Source organism: Bacteroidetes Order II. bacterium (assembly GCA_016788705.1).
Classification (GTDB): Bacteria; Bacteroidota; Rhodothermia; order Rhodothermales; family UBA2364; genus UBA2364.
Genome location: JAEUSQ010000027.1, coordinates 101,330 through 123,462 on the forward strand (window position 1 = coordinate 101,330; position 22,133 = coordinate 123,462).

The following is a 22,133-nucleotide window of genomic DNA, read 5'->3' on the forward strand; positions in this document are numbered from 1 at the left end:
GGAATCAAGGAAGCAAGAATATCGCTATGTTTAAAGAAGTAAGGTACACTAAAACTTAGAATCTTGGCACACCTTATTTTTTATTCGCAACTAATTTTAGAAATAAGCCATTTCCCATCTTCTTTCATCATCTCCAATTTGCTGGCTCCTACAGTAGTCTTTACTTGACTTGTGCCAAGCCCAGCTACCTTAAGTGTACCCGTTGTATATTCTTTTGGATCCCAATCTTGTCCGCAGAATACCCTGTCGTAATCTTCACCCGATAAAGGGGCTACATTACCATTTTCGCTATCTTTTGCCCAAATCGCTTCGTATTTTTTCAGATACGCCATGTCATTGTCAATATAGGCTTGGCCGAGAAAACCGCTTTTCATCATTTGAGCGTGATAGGCAGCCACTTTTGGCATGTCCAATTTTGAAAACTTGCCTTTTGAGTCAACATATTCAATGGGATCAATACCCGACGCATACCATTTGTAAAAATTATGTACCGCATCGGTGATCGCCGCTAAGTCAGTATTTGGGTCAACCTTATTTTCACCTATATCAACCCGTTTATCAGTCGGCATAGTATCCTTGGGCGCTTCTTTACAAGCGAAAAAAGCACCCAAAGCGAGGTAGGTTATTGTTAGCTTTATTATTTTCATTGAACGAGGAATTTTAATAACTAAATTATTTACTATTTACAATTGATCTGCGGCCGATTCTTTCCATGCGCCTGTCGCGGCCGTCGGGATGGGCGTCATCTGTTGCCAGGATTGCGTCATGATTTGTGTGCGGGTAAATTTCTTCGCCGGTTTTACGGTATAGTCATTTACGGTTTCGGTCAGTTCTTTTGTGTCATTGGGAAACGAAAGGGTATGTGTTTTTTGCACGTTCCCCTTGCCGTCTTTCAAGGTATAGGTTACCTCGTGGTGGTACTCGCTTTGGGCGGTTTCTACCGTCATGGTGGCATCGTCTTTGGCGTAGGTAACGGTTTCCATCACGGTATCACCTTCCGAGTCGTTTATTTTCGCGGGTGTGCTTTTCCACGTCGCCAGATCGAAGTTCCCAAAATGCTCGAAGTTGATTTGCGGACTATTAAAAGGCGGGGGGGTGGTTTCCGGAGCTGGTTTGGACGTTTCGGCATCGGGTGGCGCCGGGGCTGGTTTTTCACCACCGCCACACGCGGAAAACAGGAGCGTACCCAGTAAAACAAGCACGGTATTGAGGCGTAAAGCCGTAAACATGGATTGCATAAAGAATGTAGGTTTGGGGTTAATACTCAAAAAGACGGCAGGCCCATGATGGTCTCAACACAAGCCTGCCGCAGAATAAAGCCGGATGGTTTACATGATGTCTAAATAAAGCGTCATTGTGATGGGCTTCCGGGTGGTGTTCTTCACCTTCAGCTTGTGGTTTCCGGTGTCCTGAATTTCGTATTCGTTAGGCTCTTTCGGACCGCCGCTCCAAGTAACATTGGTGGTACCGGGAGGAACCAGCGAGGCCACAATATCGCTATCCTTAAAGTCGTAGCCAACGGTAAAGCCCATCGTTTGACCTTTTCTTGCATTGATTACAAAGGTAATAGAACCGTTGGCTGGAATGGTACGTGTTAACATTGCGTCCGAAGCACCCCTTGCAAATTTGACCGTTTCAGTTTTGTTGGTTTGTGCAAATGCAAATCCAGCAAAGAGGAATAATACCGCCAGAATTGAATTGACTTTTTTCATTGTCTTAGCCTTTTAATGGTTTGGTTAATTTAAACGTGGTTGCTTTATTTTTGGAAGGGCTTATGGTTAATAATGTTTACCATTCCCTGCAAAAAATCTAATATTAAAGGTTTTTTTACTATTTCCAGTATTTGAGACTCTAATCAGGTATTTTCCAGAGTCATTGGCTAAAACCCGTAAGCCACCGGGTTCTGTTTCATGGTCAGAGGCCATGCTGGGATTTTGTAACGTAATGGCGATATTTTCGGATTGACTGCCAAGTGCAGAAACAATGATCGCTTGCCCACCTCGCACCTCAATCGAGTAGGTTTTAGAAGCATTTTTAGACAAAGTTACTGCAATGGTTTTTTCACTTTTTCCTTTACCAAATTTCACCACTTCTTGGGCGTACACATGGGAAAAGGATACAGTGAATCCTAAAAAAAACAAAACGATGAATAACTTTTTCATAACGACTATATTAATTGTGAAAGATGATTTTCTGTTTAAGGTCCGTAAAAACATTAATGATCTGTATCACCATATTGGTCGGTTTAGCCTTCTTGCCAAGTACCCACTGTGGAAGTGAGTAAAGGCTTTACTTGCTGCCAAGATTGATCCATGTTTAATGAACCCACTTTGGATGATAAGTTGCCTAATTTATGGAATAGTATTACCTTTTATTATGTGGTATTTCACTAAAACACCACATCTAAAGCTTTTAGAAAATAGCCCGTTTAAAATCTAAATGCAAAAAACAGGGACGAAACCTTAGTTTGGTGGGACGAACAGGCATACACACACTTATCACACATCTTTCTAGTCATCTCAGACTGCCAAAGACCGAACACAACATTAATTACGGCATCTAAATCACTTAAAATCAAGCATTCTACCTATCTTAGACCCATTCAACGGCAGAGACTTGTACAAATTCGTCCCACGAAAAGGTGGTTTCGTCCCAACCCACTTGCTTGCTTTGACACATTTCTGTATCATTATGCATTGGCAAACAGATGATGAAAGCCCCCATGGTTTGCCGTATCCAATCTATCTCCTGAAGTTAAATTTTGAGGTTTTGTCAAATATGATAGAAAAAAAACGAATACTTATCGTTGAAGATGAATTCATTACCATGGATATGCTTAGAGATATTCTTGAATCCGCTGGATATGAAATCTCTGGGGATGCCATGCGTGCATCGGAAGCAATTGATGTACTGGAACGATTCGAAACCGATATTGTGGTGTTGGATATTAACCTAAAAGGGGATAAAGATGGCATTTGGCTGGCGGAGCAAATTCGTAAACATTACCACATTCCATTTATCTTTTTAACGGCATACAGCGACCATATCACAGTGGACCGAGCATCCAACACCAATCCCTACGGTTATTTGGTAAAACCCTTTACAAAGGCAGATGTATTTTCTGCTTTAGAAGTGGCACTAAAGAACTATCAAAAGGAAATAAGTCCATTAGAGATCACAACTTACGACAAAACAGTTCACGGCTCTCTATTAATTAGCCAACATATTTTCATTAAAGATAATTTTTCTTATAAAAGAGTTAAAATATCTGACATTCTTTATATACAATCTTACAAGAATTATCTAGAAATTTATACCCTAAATAGACAAATAATGGCCAGAACCACCTTACAAAAGATGATGGATATGCTTCCAACAGAATTTTTCATTCAGGTTCATCGTTCTTTTATTGTAAATATACGTTTTGTTGAAGAAATAAATCCAAATATAATTACTATCAAAGATCACTTAATTCCCCTAAGTAAAAGTTTTAGAGATCGCTTTATAGATCATTTTAAATTCTTTGAATAGTTATGTTCATCTATTCTATTATGAAGTTAATAAATTATTTTACAACATCTATTCCATTGCCTTTTAAGTGAATTATGCGACGATTTAAGACCAGATTATCCAGCGTTAGTCGTAAAAGATAAACGGCAGCTGGTAAGGAGTCAGCGGGGATCCATTGCCACTCATGAAGTCCTTCTGGGCAAATTTCTTCGGTTATTTTTGCTACTTTAGAACCATTCAGGTCATAAACCTCCAAAAGAACTGGAGATGCATTTTCAAGATTGACTTGGATTGTTTTTATCCTTGAAGAAGGATTGGGAAAAACATAAAGAAGCGTAGATTTCTTAGTAGGAGTAGGCTGATCAGCCAAGTTATTGACCACAACATCTGGAGATTTTTTTCGATTTATCATGAGCATCACTTCTCCCGCAGACAATATTCCTTGCGTAGTTCCGCCGTGTTCCAATCGAACAACTTGTTGCATTCCTTTTTCCAAGTAAACAGACCCAATTTTTTGCCAACCATTCTTTTGGGCATCGGTTTGGTTGACTAAGGCACCCGTCTCACCCGTTTTTCCAAACACTTGATACCGTGCGTGGGTGGTTTGCGTGACATCGGCAGATTGATGGGCATACACATCGAACCATGCAGAGAATGGAACGAGAAAGGAATAGGCCATCTGTGCGTTTACTTCCTCACTTCCCCAAAGGGTTGTGTTTTTGAAACCTGTTTTGGGCAAAGCACTCCATGTGCCGCTTATTGGCGTTTTGAAGGCACTAAAAGTAGCAGGCGGACGAAATGCGCCTCCTTTTCGCCCCGGAACAAATGCTGGCTTGGCATAGGCGGTCTCTTTCAACAGATTGCCGAGCGCATTGTTCTGGGCGCGGAATCCTTCATAAAAGAAATAGACCTCGCCCAGAACTCCTTTTGCCCGGTTGGTTTCGATGAGCTTAGAAAGATAGTCTGCCGAAATAAGATATGACCCCACTTTCATCAAAACTCCTGCATAATATCCAGAAGAAGATGTGGTATTATAAGATAAAGACAGATTCAATTCTTTTGTATAATCATTGAAATTGTAGCGATAAAGTTGGGGAATCACCTCGTCGGCAAGACCATCCTTCATCCAAGTTGGGGAATCTTGTAAGTACTCGGCATATGCCCACGGATACAAACTAGGGCTTGCTGCTACGGTAAGGTGGGTTCCGTGTTTTTTTACGACCTCTCGGACGCTCCTGAACCACTCGTTTAACTTGTCTGCACGCCACCGCACCCATGCGGGGTCTTTGGGGTCATCGGGGGGATTTGCGCCACCGTGTTCTTTTTGATAAAGCGCTACAGTATAAGGCTCGTAACCACCTTCATAGGGCATAGCCGGAATTCGGTCGGAGTATTCGATACCGTCCACGTCATAATTCACCACCACCTCTTCGGTCATTTCTCGGATCAAGGCTTGCGGCCCCGGATGGATATTACTCATCCAGTCGAAGCCATTTTTTACAACCAATTTTCCAGTTTTATCGCGAAGTGCCCAATCCGGATATTTCTGAAGGATATGACCGCCATTCTGCGAATATGACGTAGAAAAGCCCATTTCGAACCAAGGCAGAACCTCCATTCCATTCCGGTGTGCCTCGATTACAATCCGTTCTAAGGCATCTCGTCCGGCAAAGCGAGGATGGATAGCGGTGCCAAAATATCGCTCAAAGACGGCACTTGGGTACAGCGGAAAGTCCCCGTTGGCACCATTTGAGTTCCAGACAACGGGCACGACAGTATTAATCCCAACCGAGGCCAAAAAATCCATCGCTTCCGCAATCCGCGCATCCTCGAACATGACCTGGCTGTCCACATTGGTAATTTTGACTGCACGCAACTCGCTAATGGGTTGGGCCTTCAACGAACCATTTGCCATATTGCAAAGCACCACCATAGAGAATACCCTTCCAATAGCGCATCGTATCCATTTTCGACAGATAAAGCCATTTAGCATGTTGAGCGTAACGGTATCTGATTTGCTTTTCGCGTAATCAATTGTTTCTATTATTCTGTATCCCTTCATAACTTTATACAAGATAAGGTATTAAGTGGCTTCGGCACCATAAAAAACACGGGGATCATTCGTCCCTCCAAATGGGATATTCGTCCCAAATGTTTTGACATCATTGAAAAATTTCGATACCTTTCCTTATCGGCCCAAGTATTCAAGTCCCTACAATCTTCTTTTTTTGAATGTTTGGCCACAAAAACATACCACGTCAGACATCTTTCTCGAAAAATTCTATAAGGCAAAAGAATCATACAATGGTTCCCATGCCTTGCCCTTTGATATATATATTAGATTGTTATGAAAAGCAACCTCTTAGTCGTCCTATATGTGTGGGCGCTAGGGAGTATGGTGGTTTTGCACGCGCAAACCACACCCCCAACCTCTCAAAGTGGGGACAAACGACCCGCCTTGGTACGTATGTCTGGCTCACTGGGGCTGAACGGAGACTTTTTCCGAACCAGCCGCGCCCGCCAAACGGCTCCAGATTTACTGGGGCGTGTTTATTCGGACTTTACCCTGCATTTGGGCAAAGTACAACTCCAGTCCAATATCCTTTATTCCAGCGAACAAAACCGGTTCCAGGAATCCCTAAACCAATTAGGATTGCGGGGACGCTGGCGTGGTTTATCCTTTTCGGTGGGTGACCATTACCCCACCCTTTCTACATTTAGCCTAAACGGTACAAAAGTAAAAGGGGCTTCTGCACAAATGGATCTTGGTGGTCTATTTATCTCCGGTAGCTGGGGGACGAACGGCGTTGGTAAACAGAAAGATTTGGAAAATGGCGGGAAATATGAAGCCTACACCCAAGATGTCCGTGCTTTGAGAATTGGCCTTGGCAAGCCTGATGGAACCCATTTGCACGTGGTGGTTTTCTCGGCAAACGATGACAGCACATCCGTCAATGGCAGGTTACAAACCATAAAACCTCAACAGAACCTTAGTTTGTCCACCTCCACTTCCATCAAATTATTTAAAGGCGCTTTTCAATTAAATGGCGAGGCTACAGGCTCTGCCTTTAACCCAAATCAATTTGGTTCCAAAGTTGATATCACCACCTTTTCTAAAGAACAAGGTATTCCAGAATCGGCCACCAATTTCCTCAGTAAGTTTTTTTCCCCAACCTCAGGTACCGCACTCAGTTATGCCCTAAAAGGCGATACCCGCATTCGGTTGCCTTTTGGTGGGCTTAATGGTTCAGGGCGATATATCGCCCCCGGATTTAGTGCGCTGGGTGCACCGGGGTTGGTAAGCGATGTTTTCGACTGGAGTGCTGGAGCCAATATTGGGTTGGCGAAAGGTAAAATCATTGCCAGTGGTCAATACAGCCGAAACCAGAACAACCTATCCGGGCTTTTGCTCAGCACCACCCAGCGGCACGTGTATTCGGCCAATCTCCAACTTCAACCAATCTCTTCGATAACATTGGTTGGTGGATTTCAGCGTATGGAAAGTAAAACCGAAGGAGAGATTCAGGCCGCATACGAACAAATGTTTACCAGTTGGAACCTTAGCCCAACACTAACCATCACCCGACCCAATGGCCGCTTCCATAATGTATCTCTAAATTTCACCCTGAATGAATTTGGCGCCCCGGCACTACCTCAACAAGGTGCGGCCAATTTCCGCAATATTGGTGGGATGGCTTCCTTAAACAGTATGATTGGAAAGGGCTTGTCTTTGCTGGCATCCGGAACCTACATGAAGGATTCGTCTGCCTTTTCCAATGGAACGACGCAAGGCATCAATGCTGGCTTGGTTAAACCCTTGTTAAACAAGAAATTACGTATCAGTCTATTGGGGAGTATCGACCGCAGCAATTTCCAAATGACCGGGGTCGAGAGCGCCACAGAGACCCTTCGTTTTGCAGGAAGACTCAACTCTACGTGGAACCTGACCCCTAAAGATGCTTTCCAATTTGGCTTTACAGGTACAAGGGTACAACTTTCCTCGCTTACGACTCCCGTTCGGGAAATTCGGAGCAATGCCGCCTATACCCGCACGTTTTAAAGATTAAGACTTAACCGCTCTTCAAATATGCGTAAAATACCTTTACTGGTCATTTTTTGGCTCTTGACCACTGTATCTGCCTCGGCACAATGGTCCCTAAACATCACCGGAATCCCTTATGTATCTCCGCCAAATCTGACACGAGATATTCTGGATGGATACCGCCAAACTGCACGGGTGAACTTGGTACATGGCGCTGCTTCGCCAGCAACGGTACAATTCCACCTCGCGGTGTACACGAGTTATAACAAGCTCACCCCAGTAAACGGCACCACGCCTGGCCTAAGTTCCATCCTTTCCACCATACAAGGACTTGCGGGTAGCTCGGTCAACCGCTTAATCGCTATCGCCAGTAGCGACCCTGTCACCCTGACAGGACCATTAACTTATAGCAAAACCTTTGAAGCCTTTTGGGCCGAATACAAATTTAGCAGTTCATACGCCCCTGAATTGGAATCCAAACTTAATGCTGGACAAATTATGGAAGGCACCCATGCCGTATATGTATGGGTTACTGAAGCAGGCGGCGCACCACTGGCTTATGACGGACGAATTTACACGGTCAGTACCCCCTCGGCCCCTACCCTGCTCTTTCCGGCGGATGGGCGGACGTTACTCGCTCGCACCACTCCAGATTTTCGTTGGACGCCCGTCTCCACATCCTATCCAATTCCGGTGGTGCTTTATCGGTTGCGGATTGTGGAAGTATTGAATGGACAATCGGCGGTCCAAGCCATGAAAACCAATCGGATTTATTACGAGGCCATAACCACAAATATTACCCAACACCGATACGACCTCTCCCTACCCGAATTATTACCCAATCGGACATATGCTTGGCAGGTAGAATCTTTGGACAGTACTGAAGAACCCCTTTCTTCGACCTATCAAAGTGAAGTTTTTACTTTTAAAACACCGGAAGACGGGGTCTCTGTACCAGTCACCATCCCAGACCCACCAAAAACCAAAGCCAGCATTCAATTGGTGACCCCTCTTCCCACGGCCTTTAACCAAGTGGCGGGTGCACCTTTAAACTCAAACTTTTTGGCAAAGGTTAGTCCAATTGCTTCTTGGTCAGATCTAAACTTAGAAATCATTCGCATCACAGACCCCAGTATAGACATACAAACGCTTCGTAATGCAAGCACGTTCGAATCGTATTGGCTTGCAGGCGACCAAGACGGCCCAACCCCTACAAGCCCCAAACGCATTGAAGTTTTGGAAGGACCTGTTTCATATGATGGTAGTGGCGCCCTTAAAGTAACCGGTTTAAACCTACGCCCCATTGGGGTTCCTTCGTATGCCGTTTTTCGTTATACCGGAAAAAATGCCCTCCATACTTCCGACATTCCGGATGTCCTGTATCCTGTATTAAAATCAGAAGTGGGCGTCGCCTATTTACCTGGTGCTTCACCCAACCCGCTTGAGCAAAAAATTGAAATACTGCGCCCTTCAATAGACAGCGTAACACCGCTCCAAGCTAAGGAAACATTAACCATAGAAGCGAAATTCACGCCAACCCAAACAGGCACGCCGGAGGGTGGCTGGCGTAATGTAAAGGTGCAAGTCATCTTACTTTCGGTAACGGGAGCGCCAACGGCCAATATGATCACCCAGGACAGCTTTGATGCTTTGGTGACCAAAGCCAAAAACGAGGGTGACTTCTCGTTAAGCGAAACAGTGCTTACCTTAGAAGAAACGGGCGAATTACGCTACACCAGTCCACCATTTCCAGAATTAGGAAAAAACTACTGGCTCGCCTATCGTTTGGTTGGCGAACTCGGTTCGGGTGCAAATACCAAGACCTTCACCTCTGCCATTGGGCGCATCGAAGTCCAGTCAATACCACGAACCCTAAGCTTAGCCGTTGATGGTTTCACGCCTCGCACCACCATTCGCCGCAGTTCACAAGACTTTAGCGTTCAAGCAAGCCCAGCAAATCTGCTTTCAGAGTCCTCTGTGAGTACCGTTATTTGGTATAAAGAAGTGACGGGCGCAGACAGCACAATGACGGGACGGCAACGGGCTTTTAATGAACTTAGCCGTTTATTCAGTCGCCCCAATGCCAATCCGTCCATTCCCTCGGACTACACCGAGTGGATGCACCCTATTGATGCCAGCACAGGAAATGGCACCATGCGCCTGCCCATTAAAGGTAAAAATGCAATAGTTGTTTATCGTTTGGTCTGGGACCTTGCAGGGGAGAAGCTCTACTCAGCCCCCATTTACCTTTATTATAATGGTAGTTTGCCGCAGTTTGATCCTGAAATCGTCCTCAATTCGCCCTCAACGAATCAGGTCAACCAAACGGCGGCGAATTCAAATGTGGTTACGTTTAGCGGTACGCTCGCGCCTTTCTACCCCAATAACAATGATCCCGCAAAAGGCATTTGGCAGGGAAATGATTTACGCATTGAGGCCATCCGCATTACGGACCCAAGCATCACCCCACAAACCATCACGACGCAAGCCAGTTTTAACAACTTACTTACCCAAGCAGAAGCTGGTTCTAATGTCCAACTTACCCGCCTTAGCTTCCCCACCACCCTTCAAGCCGATGGTTCTTTTAGCGCGGTTGCAAGCAATCTAACCGCCAATATCGGGGTTGATTATCGGGTGGTATTTCGGGTGAAAGGTGTACTTTCGGCTGAAATAGAAGATGAATCGCAAGACCAAACGGCCTTTTCGCCTTTGGGTTGGTATGAGGTCAAAGCCGTAGATCCGCTTGTTGTAAAAGTGGAGGGTCATACGCAAGGCGCAAGGGTTCAAGAAACCTACCAACGGTTTACCTTTACCTATGAAGAATCCAGCTATTCAGACCCACAGTTTGAAGGATGGTATAAAATCCTAAGCCCACAAGATTCGTCAGCTACGGCAAAGCGGGCGCTCATCAATACCTTAGGTGCAACCTTAGGCCCCCGGCCTGCCAGCCCTGCCTTGCCTGCTGGATTTACCCCTTTTAGCCTCCCCAGTTATACTGTTTTTGCGGGGAGTTACGAAGGTTCTTTTGGATTTCCAGCGGCCATCCTGAATGAAAATGCGGTTTTGGTCTATCGCATTAGCGTCAAAAACAGCAAAGGGCAGAAGGTGTACTCAAATCCCATCTCGCTTGTGTACCAAAAAGAAGAGCTACGATTAGAGGTGCTTACCCCAGTAACACAAACGCTCATGAGCATCAATGGCGGTAGCACAGTTGATTTTAAAGGAAAGTTGGTTCCTGCGGCGAGAAGTGGTAGGTGGAAAAACCCCTATCTGGTCTATTACCTTGTCTATGACCCGAACCTAAAACCAACGGATGTCAATACAAAACAAGAACTTGACCGTGTTCGTAATTTAGTAAATGAGGGCAGTTTGTCCTTTCCTCAGCGACCAGGAAGTAAATACATTAGCCTTTCCCCCAATGCTACGGGAGAAGTCCAAGTTTTAGGCGAAAGTTTCCCAGATATAGGACAGGATTATTGGGTACTCTATCAATTCGGCGCTACCTACGATAAAAACGGCAACAATATTAGCCTTGAGTCCACATTCGGCAAAATCCAAGTCAAGTCAAAAGGGTCTTTTTCCTTAAATGTATCTGGGTATCAGCCCCGTTTACAAACCGCTGTCAATACGTTGGACTTTCGTTTTGATTACAATGCAGACCTTTGGGGGGCGAATTACACCTTCCAACTCGAAGGTTTTTATAAAGAATTGTTTTCATCCGATGACGTAAGCCCCAGCAACAAAGACGCACTATTTAATACCTTGACAACGGCGATGGCACAAAACACCACGCCAGCAGGGTTTAGCACATGGAAACAAACCCTTAGCAATCCCGCCACAAAATCAGGTCAGATGATGCTTCCCAGCGAGTGGTTGGGCAATTCGATTGTAGGATTTAGGCTTAAAGCAAGCAATGGATACTATACCTTTTACACCCAGCCTGCTATTTTCGAGTACCAGCCAAGTGGTTTTAAGCCGAGGCTCTCGATCACACAGCCGATGGGCGCAGGGCCTTTCACAGCCACTGCTGGGCCTGATTTTGTATCGTTTACCGCTAAACCAGAACCTGTTTTTCCAGCGGAGGCAAGGGCCACAAAAGGAACCTGGGAAAGTATTACCTTAGAAACGGTCACGGTTTATGACCCAACCATCCCCAGTAATACCCTTAAATCGCACGCTGACTTTGAGGCTTTCGCGGCAAAAGGGAAGGGCTGGACGGCGTTTGACCACAAGGTGACCAGCTTTGAAGAAACCAAACAGCCTAGTGGCTATAGTGACTTCCAACAAACCGCCACCTTAGCCTTCCCTACCTATCGGTTTGCCCGTTTGGGACAAGATTATTGGGTAGCCCTCCGCTTTAAAGGCATTTTTGTTCGGCAAATCAATGGACTGCCCCAACGCACAACCTGGTATTCAGACATAGCGCATTACGAAATCAAAGAGCCAGAAACCCCCACGAGGCGCAATGGGATTACGCTTAAAAACCCATCGGGCATTCCAGTTACCAAAGCCTCCGAAGAGCCAATTGGCGATCATTTTGCCGCACAAGCCTATCCCACTGGAGGCTGGTCAAGATTGGTCTTGCGGATTATTTACTTAACAGACAAAAACGTAAGCCCCTCATCCCTCTTTGATGCAGGTAATTTTACCAATTATTTTACCAACTCACAGCAAACGGCAGAGATAAGGGTTTCAATGGACGCACAGGGCAATATTAGCCATGGCAACATAGAACTCCCCAACCTTGGCACCGACTTCTACGCTATTTATCAGTACGTTGGCAGAAGGGATGACTGTGGTTTGGACATTCCCTGCGGCTCGGACATTGGCATTGTGTATGTCCCCAAATCTATAGCCAAATTAAAGCCATTGGCTTTGCTTACCAGTCATGGGAGTGGACAAAATGACCGCGATGCAGGTACAAGCGAGTCCTTTACGGGCCAAATTAGCCCCTATTTGCCCGGCAATACCGACAATAGCAAAGGCGTTTGGAAAGACCTAAAGCTACAAGTTTTAAGCACCAAAGACTATAACACCCTTTTTGGTGAATTAGACCAACGTAAAAAAGAGGCCGCTTTTTATCAAGGCGCATTTACCAAACTGGTCAATAATGCCAAAGACCCGAAATCGGGGTTAAGCCTCACCGAAACGAGCATTACCCCAGACGCAAGTGGCAACCTGAACCTTTCGCAGCTTTTATCGGAACAGGGGCATGACTATTGGGTTGCGGTGCGGTTTGCAGGAACTTTTGTTTCGGAGCGAAACGGGGTCACAACCGAGCAAAACATGGCAACCTCTTATGCGCGGTTCTTGGTCAAGACCAAAGCCACGTTCAGCATTGCCGTCGAAGACTACAGTCCCTACATGGTTTTGGATAAAAAGACCCAAGATTTTAGCCTCAATTCTACCATCCTTAGTCAATTAAAAGAGGTCAAAATACATGTTGCCTATCAAATCATGCCCGATAATGCCGAGATGGCAATGTCTTCGGCGTTGAGAGAGCTAAAATCCGCAACGGAAGCGCTGATCTATAACAACGAAACCCTCCCTGCTACCTACAAAACATGGACGCAACCGTTTACGGATTTGGTGAATGGAAAAGACAAACTCGCCGTTACGGATACCACCTTGTTCCGTGCCGCTTTGGTCTATTGGGTGAGTGGGAAGTTTAACGGGGACGTTTTTAAGAGTAACCCTATCTTTTTGGATTTAAAGATTCCTCGCCCCGAACCTAAATATGTGGTCACCCAAACCATACCCAAACCAGACGCAACCACCTCGGCAGATGCAGGAAGTGTACAAACCTTCCGCATCAAAACCACCCCTTGGGATGTTTACAACGACCAAAAGGTCACCGACAAATGGGATCGGGTGAGCATGCAAGTGGTCTATGTTTGGGATGATTTCCCCACCAATGTCGTTACCACCCAAGAAGAGTTCAATAAGCTCTTTAACGAAAAAGAAATACGCGGCACTGCCGTGACCAAAATGCGGACGGAAGAAATCAATGCGCGTTGGCTCATCAATGGCGAATTGGAAGTGCCCTCTTATACGTTCCAAGAAATGGGGCGCGATTATTGGGCGGTGGTTCGCTTTAAAGGGGTCTATCTCAAAGGAACCAATGCGTTTGGAACGGGCAACAAAAACGAATCTTTCTCCAAACCCGTTCACTTCAAAATCAAGACCAAAGCCACCTTCTCGGCCAGTGTGAAGAACTATAAAAAACGCATGACCATCCGTCAACGGGAACAAGCCTTTAGTTTTGATGCAGACCCGCCGACGCTTTTGAAAAATGTGGCATTGGTTGGCTTATTTAAAAACTTAGCCCCCGAAGACACCACAGATGCCGACGTATTAGCCGCCTTCCGCAAAATGGAAGATGCGTTTGACGAAATGGAAGAAGATGCCGACGAATCTCCCGACGGCTTCCAATCTTGGACACAGCCCATCCCCAACCTTGCCCTGAAGTCAGGCACCATGACCTTCCCCGATCAAACCACCGAACGGACCATCGTGGGCTTTGTACTGAGAGGGAATGTCAACGGAGCGGAAATATATACCGATCCAATCCTCTTGGACTATAACCTACCCTCCCCCAGCAACCGCATTTTTACCGTAAAAACCAAAGTCGAGGTTAAAGACCCTCAAAATGTAGCCATTGCTGCACCCGAATGGGATCAAATCAAACCAGAGCTAACTATCAAAATTGGGCGGCAAACCAAAACCTTTAAGCCCTCTTCTTTTAAAGATGGAAATTTGGTCTTTGCCTTCAAGCTCCCAGTTGAAGTACAACCGACCAATAAAGGGGCGGCTCCGCTGCCTTTTACGGTGAGCTTAGATGGCGACGTAGGCTATACTTCTGCGGAGGCTACGGGGATGCTCAATAAGAAAAATGTGGAGGTACCAACGATGGTGGTGCAGGCACGAAAGGCAGGCGAGTACTTTGTCTCAGGCATTGTAAAAGACTCCGATAGCGACCCCGTTCAGAACATCGAGTTGAAAATCTCGGTGGATGGCGTAACCGCAACCATAGCCAATGTCAAAAGCGATGCGGCTGGGAAGTTTAAGTTCACGGTCAAACTACCGACGGGCAAGATACCAACCGCAAAAAATACAATCAACTTTACCATTTTACCCGTTCTAACATCCGAACAAAAACAACTCTATAAGCCGAGTAGTGAAAACGGAGCCTTAGATGGGCGCGACCAGAACAAATTACTGGTCAAACTAAAATCCCTTAATGCCTCTGTGATCGCGGGTACACTCGTTTCTAAAGGAGCCAAAAAACCCGTGCGCATGGCCGAGGTCGAGGTCTATGAAGCCAAAAACCTCAAACATCGCCTTAAAAAAGTGATGACCGATGAAGATGGAAAGTTCTTAGCCGTCGGATTATTGGAAGGTGAATATGTCTTAAAAATCGAAAAGACAGGCTATAAAACCATCGCGAAGCACCCTGCCACTGGCTCCATAAAAGTGGAAACAGGCAAAAAAGCAGACGTAAAAGAAGTACAAATGGAGCTTAAGCCGCTCACCGTACAAGTATCCGTTCGCCCGAAAAAAGGCCCTGTCACCCAAGAACCTACCGTTGTCTATGCCATCAAAAAAACCGATCTGAACCAATATCAAGAGTGGCGGGAAACGAATCCCTTGGGCCGATTTGAAACCAGTGGACTTAAGGTGGTGCAAAAACAAAATGCACGGCTCAATAATAAACCCGTTGCCTTTACTTTTAATGACGTGGACATCGAGCGGTCGCAAGATGCCTATGTCTTTATTTCTTCCTCCATTGACCTGAATGATGCGCTCGGCGAACAAACAACCCCAATGGACTCGGTGATTACCATTCGCCAAACGGCTTATCCTTCTATTTATCTAAAAGGCAAGGTATTAAAACAAGGCGCAACTTCTGGCTTGGCAGGAATTCCCCTTAAACTAACCACCAAGCAAAACCCGCCAAAGGTCTTTACGGCAAAAACAGACGAAAATGGCCTATACAACTTCTGTCTTGGCGGCATGACGGCAATGGACTGCTCGGCAGCCATTCGAGATTTCGGATTCACAGTCGAGGTGGTGATTGCCCCTAAAGTGCTCACCAGCAAAGACCCTGCCCCACCTGATAAAGCCCTGTATTCATGGACTTCACCCGATGTTGATTTCATCACCGATGTTCCAGACTTTAAAATAGATGCCAAATGGGTATCGGGCGGCGCAAACCCGACAACCCCGCTACCGCGCCCCAAAAGCAATACCGTCTGGAGTACAGAAGAGCCAGAAATCGAGGGTAAGGTAAAAATTAAAGTACGTTCATCAGGGCAGGCCGTCGCAGGAGCCACCGTCGCGTTTGGCGACAACGAAGCCGATACCGACGGCAACGGCGAGGTAACCTTCGATAAGGTGGGTGAAGATTCTTATGACCTCATCGTCACCGCACCCGACGGCGCCAATTATTCGGTTCCTCCCACTTCGGTGCGCGTTTCTTATAGCAGTAGAAGCAACCCCCTTTTCGAGATCACCCAAGAAGCCAAAACAGGTATGGTGGTTTCGGGGCAGATTTTAGACCAAGGCAATAAACCCGTAGCCAAAGCCACCATTTACGTAAAAGGTAATGCCCATATTTCCACCACCTCCAAAGAAGATGGGACCTACTTGCTTGCAGGTGTGGTTGGTATCAAGACAGGCGCGGGTGGTTTAGATCCGATTTTAGTAGCCGATGCAGAAGGCTATGGGCTCGAAGAACAAACCATCGCGTTTCAAGCAGGACAATCTAAAGTGGGTGCAGATTTTAAACTGACCCAAGCAGACATTACGGAAATTTACGGATTCCGTGTGAAGTACAAAGCCCAAGACATCACCAAAACAAACAGCGGCTGGACGATCAAAGCAGGTTCTTTGATCAATATCCCTTCCAATGCACGGGTTAAGTTCGACAAAGACTTAGAGTTGCCTTTTAATAACCTCAGCCTGAATGCACAAAAACGGCCCACAACGATCTTTTCTTTAGGCATCAGCGAAGTCGCCGTCCAAGCTTTTGGGTTTAATGCCAAAATCTTCAGCGACACAGGGCTTTTATTGGTACAAGAAGACACCAAAACCAAAAAAGGTTATATCAAAGGCAAAATCCAATTCCAAGTCAAAGAAGCCTTCCAAGGGCATACCTTTAGCTTTATGGTCTCGGATGAGCCATGGCCCGCACCTTCAAAATGTGATGATACCGCCTTATGTATCACCGCAGGCGAAAACCTACTCGGCGGCGCATTGGAATATGAGAAAGGCGAAGACTTCCAATTTGGATCGGCATCAGGGCAAAAAGTCACCCAAAAAATTGCACCCGGCGGAAAAAGCCACTTCTTGCAAGATGCGCCTATTAGCATCATCGGCACACGAATTGACGAAGACGGCGTTTCTTATTCTGGCCGTTTTAAACTACCAGAGGTCGAGACAGGCGTAAAAGTAGATATGGAAGCCTTCTTCTCCGAGTGGGGTTTTAATCCCAAAAAACGGACGATGAAGTTCCCCAATATTGACGATGCAGAAGCCTCTATTGAACATGAAGCGAGCGGGCGCTTCCTCCATCTGATGATCAGCAACCTTAAGCTCTACGACGACGGTTTTTATCTCGAAGAAGGTTCGGCTATCTTTAATGCCTCCGATAGCCGCACACAAGGCGCAACGGGGGACGTGACCGAAGGATACGAATTTACCTTCCGCGACTGTATGTTACGTACCAAAGATTTTGCCTTCCGTGTAGGCGAGCTTGAAATCCCGAACAACAAAGCCCTTACCGTTGCTGGTATGGCGCTCTCGGTGGATCGGATTGGGTTTGGATACGAAAACGCGTTTTATTTCCGAATGGGCGGCGGGCTGACCTTGCCGAAGGTGAACAACGCCGTAGCCATCAATGAATTAGGTTACGACGGACGGACCCAAAAAATCACGATGGATTTGGGTCTTACCCAGCCCATCAATGTTTATTCGATGAAGCTCAGTGTGGAGCGGCTGGAGTTTAATTATTCCTTCTCTACCAAAGCCGTTAAACTCGGTTTTGATGGAGCCGTCTCCTTTGGTTCAGTCATGACCTTGGGCGGTGCGATTAGTTTAGAGCGCAAGAATAACAATTGGGATTTCCAAGTTGAAAAAATTACAGGTAAAGCCACCTTGGGGCCTGTAGATGTAGAAGAGATCAGCATTACCCTAAAAGATGGGACCGTCGGCGGCGGCTTTAAAGCCAGTGTGATGAAAAAATTTGTCTTTGGCGCGTCTTTCATGTGGAAAGATGAACAAAACTTCGCTTTTTCTGGTACATTTGGTACTCCCATCCCCTTTGGTGCATGGACGTTTGAACGGGCAACCCTCTCGGTGAGCCGTGCTTTTAGCACTTGGAATGTAGGCATGACAGATGTGGCCTTTAGCTCAGGCGGTAGAAACCTAACCGTTAAAGGCGGCATCAACGTCACCTTTGGTGGCGGCTCCACCATTATCAAAGTCACAGGCGAAGTCTTGCTCTATCAAGAAACCACCCAGATCGGAAAAGCAGAGGTGGTGATTGATACCGAAGTAGGCATTACAGGAAGCGTCAAAATGACAGGCTTTAGCGACCCCGCCTTGCGCGAAATGGTGGAATTTAAACGCGAACCTAGCGTATCCTTTGCCGTTATTTGGGGCGGCCCAGGCGAAAAATATTGGTACTTTGGGGGCGGCTTGGATGTAAAACTTGCCAAACTCATTGACGCATCGGCCTATGTCTTCATTGGCGAGAACGCAGACGGACTCTTAAGCCAAGCCTCCAGCATTGCAGAAAAATTCTCCGCCCACCCCAAAGGAAAGCTGAGTGGTATTTATGCAGGTGGCATCGTCGGAGCCAGCTTTAAGGTGTGGCCAATTTCCGCCAGTGGGGGCGTAGGCATGTACTTTATGGGAGATATTAACACGCTTGCAGGTGGGTTCTATTATGCTCTTAATGGAGGCGTGGACTTATTTATCATATCAGGGTCAATGGGCTTTGCATTAGCCGCCGAGATGAATAAAACCAAGGGGCAAGCCCTTTACGTGAATGGTTCCGCCAATGTTTATGTACGCGCCTGCATCAACCTTTTAATTAAAAAGATATGCAAAAGTCTTAGCATTGGAGTATATGCCCGTACTGAAAACGGCAGCATTAAATACGGCCTCAAATGGTAGTTCACATGAAAACACGTTCTTTTATGAAATACATACTTGTTTTAGGGCTTTGGTGCATGTTGTTCTTCGACGCGCAAGCCCAAGATACCGCGCAAGCCAAGGTGAAAGACTTGGTTGGTACCGGCATTATTCTAAGAGGGCCAAACGGCATCATTCTTTGGTGGCAAAGTGAAATCCTCTCCACTGCGAAACCACAAGGCCAGGAACGCTGGATTGGCTATGTCGTTCAGCGAAAAGGCCCCAATGATGCGAACTTTGTACGGCTAAACCCCACTCCTATTGGCCTACAACCGACTGCACAAGCCCTACAAAATTTTGCAGGTACCCGTCATTTTAAACGGTGGCAAGATTTCTTTCAGACCGAAGACGCAACCACCATCTGGAACTTCCTCGCAGAAAATACCGATGAAAAAGTCTCGTTTCTTACCTTGCTGGATCCCTATTTGCCAGAAGCCGTGGGGCTACGGTTTTGGGATGCCTCCGCAAAACAGGGGGTGGAATACAGTTACCGCGTAGTACGGGTTTCAGAGACTGGTTTAGAGTCCCCCTCCGTTCTACGTGGAACCGTTTTACCAGAAACAGTTGCCCCTCCCATCCCCCCAACAAACTTAATGATAAAATATGCCAATGGTTCGGTGCGGTTAGATTGGCAACCCTCTATTTCCGACCTCGCTTTCTACTATCATGTGTATCGGAGCGAAGAGCCTGAATACGGATTTCGCCGTATCAATTCCGACCCAATCGTTCTTTTACGGGACGAAGAAGGCAATCCGATTACCAGTGGTTTTATGGATGAAAACATAGAAACAGGAACCACTTATTATTATACTGTTAAAGCCAGCGACGTAGCCGATAACCTGAGTGAAGCCTCCGAAAGAGTTTCGGTCGCCATTCCTGCCTATAAAATACTGGCAGCTCCAGATAGCGTTGGAGCCAAGTCCATCCGAGAAGGGATTTTAATCAAGTGGCGAATGGCGCAAAATATGGGCGCACCCGCTTTTCATGTTATTCGCAAGCCCTTAGCCAAAACAGCCCTCGAAGCCAATATTCAAGGACTCAAAAGCAACAGCGTAGAAGAAAAACCTATCCGCATCACGATAAAACCCCTCACAGGCGATGCGCGTAGTTTTATAGACACCACGCCCACCCCCGGCATTCCGTATGCTTATGGCATTTTGGCACTGGAATCGGATTCAACGGAAGTGGCAGTGGCCCAATCTGAAATTGCCCAAGCAACTTGGGTGGACAACCCACCTACCTTGCCAGTATCCGACTTGACTGCCGAATCGCACCCCGAAGGCATCGAACTTTCGTGGTCTCCTATCCGAGATGCCATTGGCTATCTGATTTTTCGTTCTATTAAAGACGCTACTAATGGCTTTGAATTGGTTCAAAACCGTACCTCCGATACCCTTTGGGTGGATAAATCAGACTTTATCAAGCCGGGTTATCCCATTTGGTATCGCATTGTAACCGTAGATGGGCGAGGCATTGAAGGCAAACCTTCTATCGCGGTTGCAGGCATGAGTGGAAAGGCCGTAAAGCCCCAAAAGCCCTCTTTTATCCATGCAACCAAAAAACCAGAAGGCGTGGAAGTGATGTGGGACCCTCCTTTTACCCGCACGATGAGCAGTTTTGTTCTTCAACGTAATAACGGTACGGGTTTTACAGACCTAATCGAGGTCTCGGCAGACTCCAGTTACCTTTATTTAGACCAAAACATCAAAGGCAAAGCAAAGTACCGTGTACTTGCTAAATCGTCTGAGGGTCTTTTGAGTGAACCCTCAGACGAAATTGAAGTGGACAACACGCCCAGTGCACCCTTTGTTAAGACTTATGCCCCAAAAGATGTGGTGGCTGCGAACGACAAAGGCAAAATCCGTGTATTTTGGAAACCAGATGGCTTTGTAGAAACGTTCCGCATTTTACGCTATTCCAGTAAAAACCCCACCGTCGAAACCATTGCCCAATTGACGGGCTCGGCAACAGAGTATGTAGATACCAAAACCCAAAGCGGGATAACGTATTATTATCAAGTGGAGGCCATTGGTCCGAACCTCAGCGTGAAAAGTAAACTTGTTTGGGCGCAACGCTAAAGGCCCGAACTCCTCTGTATCCGACCAAGCAACATACGGTATAAATGGAAGCATGGGTTTTCAATCTTCCACTTGTACCGTATTTTGTTCTTAACGGATTTAAATTACAAACCAGCAAATTTGCGTTCAAGGAAGGCTTTAGCCCCTTTGCTGCAATTTGCTATAACCAGCGATTACATGCGTTTAATGCTTCTGAATGGCCTCTTGGTGGGCCTCTTGGTATTGATGGGTTGCCAGCAAGAACAGAATTTGGGCAAGATCAAAACAATCCCTGCTGCATCCGTAGCTTCTTTAGCAACAGACGTTATTCTTCGTAACCCTTCCGACACGATTTCGGTGATAGGCGTGGGAGACATGATGCTAGGCACAAATTTTCCAGCGGGTTTTTTGCCCCCAAATGACGGAAGACACTTGCTTAAACCCGTTCAACACTGGTTACAAGACGCCGACCTTACATTTGGTAACTTAGAAGGCGTGATCCTAACAGGTGAGGGCCAAATGAAAAAGTGCAGCAATCCTGCATTGTGCTACGCTTTTAAATCACCAGATCATTACATCGAATATTTTGTAGAAGCGGGTTTTGACCTCCTGAGCATTGCCAACAACCACGTAGGGGATTTTGGCGATATCGGACGAGAAAATACCGTTCGTCAACTCGAGAAAACGCCCCTCAAATTTGCCGGACTCCTAAGCCACCCCAGTACCAGTTTTGAAAAAAATGGTGTTAAATACGGGTTTGCAGCCTTTTCCCCCAATAACGGAACCGTTAATATTAATGATATTCCCAATGCAAAACGTATCGTAGCAGCACTTGCCGAAAAGAATGATGTCGTAATTGTGTCTTTCCACGGGGGGGCAGAAGGCGCCAGTAAACGAAACATCACACGAAAAAACGAGCTATTCGTTGGCGAGAACCGAGGAAACCCTTATGCGTTTGCCCGTGCAGTTATTGACGCGGGTGCAGATGTTGTTTTTGGACACGGCCCTCATGTTACCCGCGCGGTTGATCTTTATAAAAACCGATTTATTGCCTATAGTTTGGGAAATTTTGCCACATATGGTCGCTTCAATCTAAAAGGCGTTTCCGGAATGGCGCCCATTATTAAGGTTTTCGTCAATAAAAAAGGCGAGTTCTTGTCTGCCCGTGTTTTTTCCATCAAACAAATTGGCGAGGGGGAACCTGTACCAGATCCTGCCCAAGGTGCTCTCCGCGAAATCCAAACCCTTACCCAACAAGACATTCCGGAAGCACCAATCCAAATCGGGGACGATGGAATCATCCGGAAAAACTAAATACATCTGCCTAC

At 46.2% G+C, this 22,133-nt stretch carries 10 protein-coding genes; 5 read left to right on the top strand and 5 right to left on the bottom strand.

Annotated elements, in window-relative coordinates; genetic code table 11:
- Positions 1-80: 80 nt before the first annotated feature.
- From JNN12_07350 to JNN12_07365, 4 genes are all read right to left on the bottom strand, one after another.
- A complete protein-coding gene (locus JNN12_07350) occupies positions 81-647 on the bottom strand; it encodes a hypothetical protein (protein MBL7978141.1) in 567 nt (188 codons plus the stop codon).
- Between the two features lie 36 nt (positions 648-683).
- Positions 684-1,238, bottom strand: a complete 555-nt coding sequence (locus JNN12_07355) for a hypothetical protein (protein ID MBL7978142.1) — start codon at positions 1,236-1,238, stop codon at positions 684-686.
- Between the two features lie 90 nt (positions 1,239-1,328).
- Entirely contained in the window at positions 1,329-1,712 is a 384-nt protein-coding gene (locus tag JNN12_07360; protein ID MBL7978143.1) for a hypothetical protein, read from the bottom strand.
- 66 nt (positions 1,713-1,778) lie between these two features.
- Positions 1,779-2,162: a hypothetical protein gene (locus tag JNN12_07365; protein ID MBL7978144.1), complete on the bottom strand. Its 384-nt coding sequence runs from the start codon at positions 2,160-2,162 to the stop codon at positions 1,779-1,781.
- A 499-nt stretch (positions 2,163-2,661) separates the two neighbouring features.
- Between JNN12_07365 and JNN12_07370 the strand changes: the two genes are divergently transcribed.
- The gene (locus JNN12_07370; protein ID MBL7978145.1) at positions 2,662-3,531 is read left to right on the top strand and encodes a response regulator; all 870 of its coding nucleotides are present in this window, start codon (positions 2,662-2,664) and stop codon (positions 3,529-3,531) included.
- A 34-nt stretch (positions 3,532-3,565) separates the two neighbouring features.
- On the opposite strand, the gene JNN12_07375 is transcribed toward JNN12_07370, so the two are convergent.
- The gene (locus tag JNN12_07375) at positions 3,566-5,386 is read right to left on the bottom strand and encodes a family 10 glycosylhydrolase (protein ID MBL7978146.1); all 1,821 of its coding nucleotides are present in this window, start codon (positions 5,384-5,386) and stop codon (positions 3,566-3,568) included.
- A gap of 471 nt (positions 5,387-5,857) precedes the next feature.
- On the opposite strand from JNN12_07375, the gene JNN12_07380 reads away from it, so the two are divergent.
- The 4 genes from JNN12_07380 to JNN12_07395 all read left to right on the top strand — a co-directional run bounded on the left by JNN12_07380 (position 5,858) and on the right by JNN12_07395 (position 22,119).
- A complete protein-coding gene (locus tag JNN12_07380; protein MBL7978147.1) occupies positions 5,858-7,570 on the top strand; it encodes a hypothetical protein in 1,713 nt (570 codons plus the stop codon).
- 27 nt (positions 7,571-7,597) lie between these two features.
- Positions 7,598-18,730, top strand: coding sequence for a hypothetical protein (locus JNN12_07385; protein MBL7978148.1), 11,133 nt, complete (start codon positions 7,598-7,600; stop codon positions 18,728-18,730).
- 23 nt (positions 18,731-18,753) lie between these two features.
- Positions 18,754-20,826 carry a hypothetical protein gene (locus tag JNN12_07390; GenBank protein MBL7978149.1) on the top strand — a complete coding sequence of 691 codons (2,073 nt, stop codon included), beginning with the start codon at positions 18,754-18,756 and terminating at the stop codon, positions 20,824-20,826.
- A 177-nt stretch (positions 20,827-21,003) separates the two neighbouring features.
- Positions 21,004-22,119 (top strand): CapA family protein, encoded by a 1,116-nt coding sequence (locus tag JNN12_07395; GenBank protein ID MBL7978150.1) that lies wholly within the window; start codon positions 21,004-21,006, stop codon positions 22,117-22,119.
- The last annotated feature ends 14 nt before the right edge of the window (positions 22,120-22,133 follow it).